At 64.6% G+C, this 6,000-nt stretch carries 4 protein-coding genes; all 4 read left to right on the plus strand.

The genetic code is table 11. The features are described from left to right. Positions 1–112: 112 nt before the first annotated feature. The 4 genes from lptD (at position 113) to rsmA (ending at position 5,827) form a co-directional block, all read left to right on the plus strand. Positions 113–2,542 (plus strand): LPS-assembly protein LptD, encoded by a 2,430-nt coding sequence (gene lptD / locus XAXN_RS01725; RefSeq protein ID WP_134980185.1) that lies wholly within the window; start codon positions 113–115, stop codon positions 2,540–2,542. Next, positions 2,539–3,930, plus strand: a complete 1,392-nt coding sequence (locus tag XAXN_RS01730) for a peptidylprolyl isomerase (protein ID WP_054318262.1) — start codon at positions 2,539–2,541, stop codon at positions 3,928–3,930. The genes lptD and XAXN_RS01730 overlap by 4 nt, the downstream gene beginning before the upstream one ends. Positions 3,931–3,949: 19 nt before the next feature. Continuing rightward, entirely contained in the window at positions 3,950–4,921 is a 972-nt protein-coding gene (gene pdxA / locus XAXN_RS01735; RefSeq protein WP_054318263.1) for a 4-hydroxythreonine-4-phosphate dehydrogenase PdxA, read from the plus strand. Between the two features lie 117 nt (positions 4,922–5,038). Further along, the gene (gene rsmA, locus XAXN_RS01740) at positions 5,039–5,827 is read left to right on the plus strand and encodes a 16S rRNA (adenine(1518)-N(6)/adenine(1519)-N(6))-dimethyltransferase RsmA (RefSeq protein ID WP_054318264.1); all 789 of its coding nucleotides are present in this window, start codon (positions 5,039–5,041) and stop codon (positions 5,825–5,827) included. Positions 5,828–6,000: the final 173 nt, after the last annotated feature.

Consider the following 6,000-nt stretch of genomic DNA (forward strand, 5'->3'; position numbering starts at 1 on the left):
CGGTCGCGTCACCAAGTGCGATGAACCTCGCCCTCCCGGCGCCGGCGCTCTTCATTGCCCCTATGCGGGGTATGCGGCAAGCTAGTGGCCATTTGATTGGTTGAACCCACGCGTGCGCCGAGCTCTCCGTCTGCTGCCCCTGCCTTTGAGCATCGCCATCTGCCTTCCGGCCATGGCTGCCGACAAGCCGTTGAACTGGGGGCTGTGCCCGGCCGTAGACCCGCTACCCGGCTTCGACGGCGCCCCCGCCGCCAACCCCAAGGCGGCCGAAATGCGCCAACAGTTGCCGACCGACATCGAAGGCGACCAGCTCTCCGGCACCAGCACCACCCCGCAATACCAGGGCAATGTGGCGCTCAAGCGGGGCGACCAGTTTCTGGGTGCCGACAATCTGCGCATGGACACCGAAACCGGCAACTACATCGCCGAAGGCAATGTCCGTTACCAGGACACCTCTTTCCGCATGGTCGCCGACCGCGCCGAAGGCAATCAGGATACCGACACCCACAAGGTCACCAACATCCAGTACCAGCTGGTGGAGCGCCGCGGCAATGGCGACGCCGAGTCGGTGGACCTGCAGGGCCAGGTCGGGCAGATGCATCGATCCACCTACACCACCTGCGACCCCTCGCAGCCGATCTGGCGTGTGCGCGCGCCGGAGATCGACGTCGACAACGAAGAAGGTTTCGGCACCGCGCGTAACGCTGTACTACAGATTGGCAAGGTGCCGGTGCTGTATTTCCCGTGGTTCAAGTTCCCGATCGACGACCGCCGCCAGACCGGCCTGCTGTTTCCGCAGTTCGGCCTCTCCGGGCGCAATGGCTTCGACTACCTGCAGCCGATCTACCTGAATCTGGCACCGAATTACGACGCCACGTTGCTGCCACGCTACATGAGCAAGCGCGGCTTCATGTTCGGCACCGAATTCCGTTACCTGTACGAGGGCGGTCGCGGCGAAATCACCGGCAATTACCTGCCCAACGACAAATTGCGCGACAAGGACCGTGGCAGCGTTTTCTACAGCGGCTACCACAACGTCAATACTTACTGGCAGGCGCGCAGCAGCATCTCCTGGGTCAGCGACACGCGCTATGTCGAGGACTTCACCAGCCGTATCAACGGCATGGGCTCGGCGTCCAGCCTGCAGAGCACCGTGGGCATCTACGGCACTGGCGAGACTTGGACGGCGGGCCTGATGGCCGACCGCTGGCAGCTCACCGACTACACGCTAGACGAGCAGGCCCTGCCCTACAACCGGCAGCCGCGCGCGTATTTCACCTGGGAAAAGCCGCTGGGCATTTTCGAGGCGGGGGTGTACGCCGAGGCGGTGCACTTCACCCACGACGATTCGTACCAGGTGAATTTCATTCCGAACGCAGACAACAATAATAGAAACGGCGACGAGTACGTCCGTACCAACATTCGCAATAAGCAATACGGCAGCGGCTCGCGCCTGGACGTCAAACCCTACATCTCGATGCCGCTGTCGGGCGCTGCGTGGTTTGTGACGCCCACCGTGGCATGGCGCTATACCGCCTACCAGTTGGACTCCACGCTGGCCAATACCCCGCCGCTGACCGGCAACCGCACGCCTACGCGCAGCCTGCCGATCGCCTCGCTGGACGCCGGTCTGTATTTCGATCGCGAAACCTCGCTGTTCGGCACCAACTATCTCAATACGTTGGAGCCGCGCATGTACTACCTGTACGTGCCGTACCGCGACCAGGACGATCTGCCGGTGTTCGACACACGTCCGTTCACCTTCAGCTACGGGCAGCTGTTCCGCGACACCCGCTACACCGGCGCCGACCGCCAGAACGATGCCAATCAGCTGACCCTGGCAGTGACTTCGCGCTGGCTGCGCCAGGACGATGGCCGCGAGAAACTATCGCTGAGCGCGGGCCAGATCCTGTACTTCAGCGACTCGCTGGTCACCATCAACAACAGCAACAACTCGGCAGCCGGCAGCGAACAGACCATCGACCAAGGCAAGTCCGCCTGGGTGGCCGACGCCAACTACATGATCAACGACCGCTGGTCGATGGGCGCCACCTATCAGTGGAACCCGAACTCGCGCAAGGAAGATCTGGCCAGCCTGCGCACGCGCTATCTGCTCAACAACGACGGCATCATCAACCTGGCGTATCGCTACCGTCGCAACCTCGTCGACAACAGCGACCAGCTCAAGCAGGCCGATTTCTCCTTCCTGTACCCGATCAACCCCAGCTGGAGCGCGGTGGGTCGGTATTACTACTCGCTGCTGGACCGCAAGCCGCTGGAAATCATCGGTGGCGTGCAATGGGATAGCTGCTGCCTGGCGGTCCGCGGACTGGTGCGCCGGTTCGTGCGCAACCGCGATGGCCAGATGGACAACTCGATCCAAATAGAGTTCGTGCTGAAGGGCTTGAGCTCGTTCGGGCAGAACACGGACCGCACTTTGCGCCGTGCTATTCTCGGCTATTACCGCGACGACCTTTACCTGGTCCCGCCCAGCAACACCACGACCAATCCGGACGATTACGATCCGAACCTGATTCCATGACCAAGCCTTTCTCTGTTGTTCTTGCCTCGCTGCTGGCCATCACCAGCACGGTTTCGCCGTTGGCCTCGGCACAGCAATCCCAGCCGCTGGATCGCATCGCTGCCATCGTCGACGAAGACGTGGTGTTGCAGAGCGAGCTCGATCGCGCCGTGCGCAACGTCAAGTCGCAGTACGCCGGTCGCGAAAACCAGCTGCCGCCAGACGACGTGCTGCAGCGCCAGGTACTTGAGCGCCTGGTGCTGGTCAAGTTGCAGGTCAGCCGTGCCGATGGCAACGGCATCCGCGTCAGCGACGAGGAACTCAACCGGGCCATCGCCAGCATCGCCCAGCAGAACGGCACGACGGTGGACGGCTTGCGCCAGAAGCTGGCAGCCGACGGGATGGGCTACGCCGATTTCCGCGCCTCGGTGCGCGACGAGATCATCGTGCAGCGCCTGCGCCAGAGCTTTGCGCAGAGCCGCATCAGTGTGAGCGAAGGCGAAGTGAATACCGCGCTGGCCCAACAGGCCGCCACCGGTAGCCAGTACCACCTGGCGCACATCCTGATCGGCCTGCCGGAAGGCGCAACCGCCGAGCAGATCGCCACTGGCCAGAAGAAGGTCGATGGCGTCAAAGCCTTGATCGACAAGGGCGAGCTGGATTTTTCGGCCGCGGCGGTGCGTTATTCGGATAGCCCCAATGCACTGGAAGGTGGCGATCTGGGCTGGCGCAGCCTGGATGAAATTCCCAACGCATTTGCGCAGCTGATCCGCGACATGCAGCCTGGCCAGGTGGCCGGACCGCTGCGCGGCCCGAGCGGCTTCCAGCTGCTCAAGCTGGTGGAAATGCGCGACGCCAATGCCGGCGGCGAAAAAAAAATGGTCACCGAGTACCACGCCCGCCACATCCTGGTGCGGATCGGCGACAACCAGACCGAGGCGCAGGCCAAGGCCAAGATCGATACGATTCGCGCGCGCATCGTCGGTGGTGCCGATTTCCAGGCAACGGCCAAGGAGTCCTCCGAGGACACCAACAGCCGCGGCCAGGGTGGCGATCTGGGCTGGTTCCCGGCCGACGCGTTCGGCCCGGACTTCGGCAAGCAGGTCGAGAGCTTGACCGACGGCGCGGTCTCCGAACCGTTCCGTACTCAGGCGGGCTGGCACATCGTGCAGCGCGTCGGCAGCCGCCAGACCGACGTCAGCGCCGAGAATCAGCGCGCGCAAGTGCGTGAAACCATCGGTCGCCGCAAGCTGGAAGAAGAGTACAACCGCTATCTGCAGGAACTGCGTGGCGAAGCGTACGTGAGCTACCGCACCAGCGACCGCGCCGATGACAATGCCACCGCCGCTCCGGCCAAATCGGCAGACCCTGCAGCGCCCTCGCCGCCGCCGGCAAAACCGAGGCGCTGAGACCGGGCAGCCGGATAGCATGATGCTCCCGTCGCTCGCGCTGGTGCCAGGCGAGCCGGCCGGAATCGGGCCGGAGCTCTGCATCCGGCTTGCGCAGCAGCCGCGCTCGGACACGCATCTGATTGCCTACGCGGACCCAGATACCCTGCACAGCGCCGCAACGGCGCTGTCGTTGTCTGTGCGGCTGCTCGATCCCGACCAGTCCGCGCGCGCGCCTGGCGACCTGCCGCTGCATCCCATTCGCCAAGCCGTGGCCACGCGTTTCGGCGCACCCGACCCGGCCAATGCCGCAGCGGTGATTGCCGGCCTGCGCAGTGCCGCGGCCGACTGCCTCGCCGGCCGCCTGCAAGGCATCGTCACTGGCCCGGTGCACAAGGCAATGATCAACGCCGGCGGCATTGCCTACACCGGCACCACCGAACTGCTGGCCGAACAAGCCGGTTGCCCGGTGGTGATGATGCTGGCCAACAGCATCGTGCGCGTCGCACTGGTGACAACCCATCTGCCGCTGCGTGCGGTGGCCGACGCGATCACCGCCGATGCCCTGCTGCAATGCCTGCGCATCACCCATGCAGCGATGCAGCGTGACTTCGGCCTGGAGCACCCGCGCATCGCCGTGCTCGGCCTCAATCCGCATGCCGGCGAAGATGGTCACCTGGGCCGCGAGGAACTGGATATCGTCATTCCGGTGCTGGAGCAGCTGCGCGGCGACGGCATGCAGCTGATCGGCCCGCTGCCGGCGGACACCGCGTTCCTGCCGCAGAAACTGCGCGGTTTCGACGCAGTAGTGGCGATGTATCACGACCAGGGCCTGCCGGTGCTCAAGTACAGCGGCTTCGAGCAGGCAGTGAACATCACCCTGGGTCTGCCCTACCCGCGCGTGGCGGTGGATCACGGTACCGCGCTGGAACTGGCCGGCCGCGGAATCGCGGACCCCTCCAGCCTGATGGCGGCCACTGCGTTGTGCGCGCGATTGGCGGCACGCCGCTAACACCACGTGTGCTTGCCCGCTACGGGCCTGCTGCATGGTGCACGCCGTCCATCCGCCAGGCCCGGTGCGCACGCAAACGACACCGCGTGCAGGCGCGGCCTCCGTTAAACTGCACGGATGAATTCTTCTTTCAGCGCACCGGCCAAGAAGTCGCTTGGCCAGCACTTTCTTGCCGACCGGTATTACATCGACCGCATCGTGCAGGCGGTGGATCCGCGCGCCGGCCAGCATCTGGTCGAAATCGGCCCGGGCCAGGGCGCCATCACCTTTCCGCTGCTGCGCAAGCACGGCGCATTGACCGTCATCGAATTCGATCGCGACCTGATCGCGCCGTTGACCGAAGCGGCGGCACCGATCGGCGCATTACGCATCATCCACCGCGATGTGCTCAGCGTGGATTTCACTGCGCTGGCCGATGGCACACCGATCCGCCTGGTCGGCAACCTGCCCTACAACATCTCCTCGCCGATCCTGTTCCATGCGCTGGACCATGCCGCTGCCGTGGCCGACATGCACTTCATGCTGCAAAAGGAAGTGGTCGACCGTATGGCCGCCGGCCCCGGCAGCAAGGTGTACGGACGGCTCAGCGTGATGCTGCAGGCGTATTGCGAGGTGACTGCGCTGTTCGTGGTGCCGCCGGGCGCCTTCCGGCCGCCGCCGAAGGTGGACTCGGCCATGGTGCGGCTGGTACCGCGCGACCCGGCCACGGTGCAGATCAACGACCGCCGCCGCTTCGCCGATGTGGTGCGCGCCGGGTTCGGGCAGCGCCGCAAGACCCTGCGCAATGCCTTGTCCACCATTTGCGAACCGGCCCACTTCGAGGCTGCGCAGGTGCGCCCGGACGCACGCGCCGAACAACTCGAGGTCGCCGATTTCATCCGGCTGGCCAATGTCGAGCTGGCTTGAGCGCCGCTCCCACACCGTTTTATTTAGGGCAACGCTGATCAAGCCCCGTTCCCGCGTTTCGCGGGAGGTTGGATGCACATAGACGATGGGGCGCGTAGATCGCTTTGCCCATTCAGGGCAATCCCGGTGATCGAGGCCTCTGTTGGGAGGCCTCTGTGCTTCATGTGGGCAAC

The organism is Xanthomonas axonopodis (assembly GCF_001304695.1).
GTDB lineage: Bacteria > Pseudomonadota > Gammaproteobacteria > Xanthomonadales > Xanthomonadaceae > Xanthomonas > Xanthomonas axonopodis.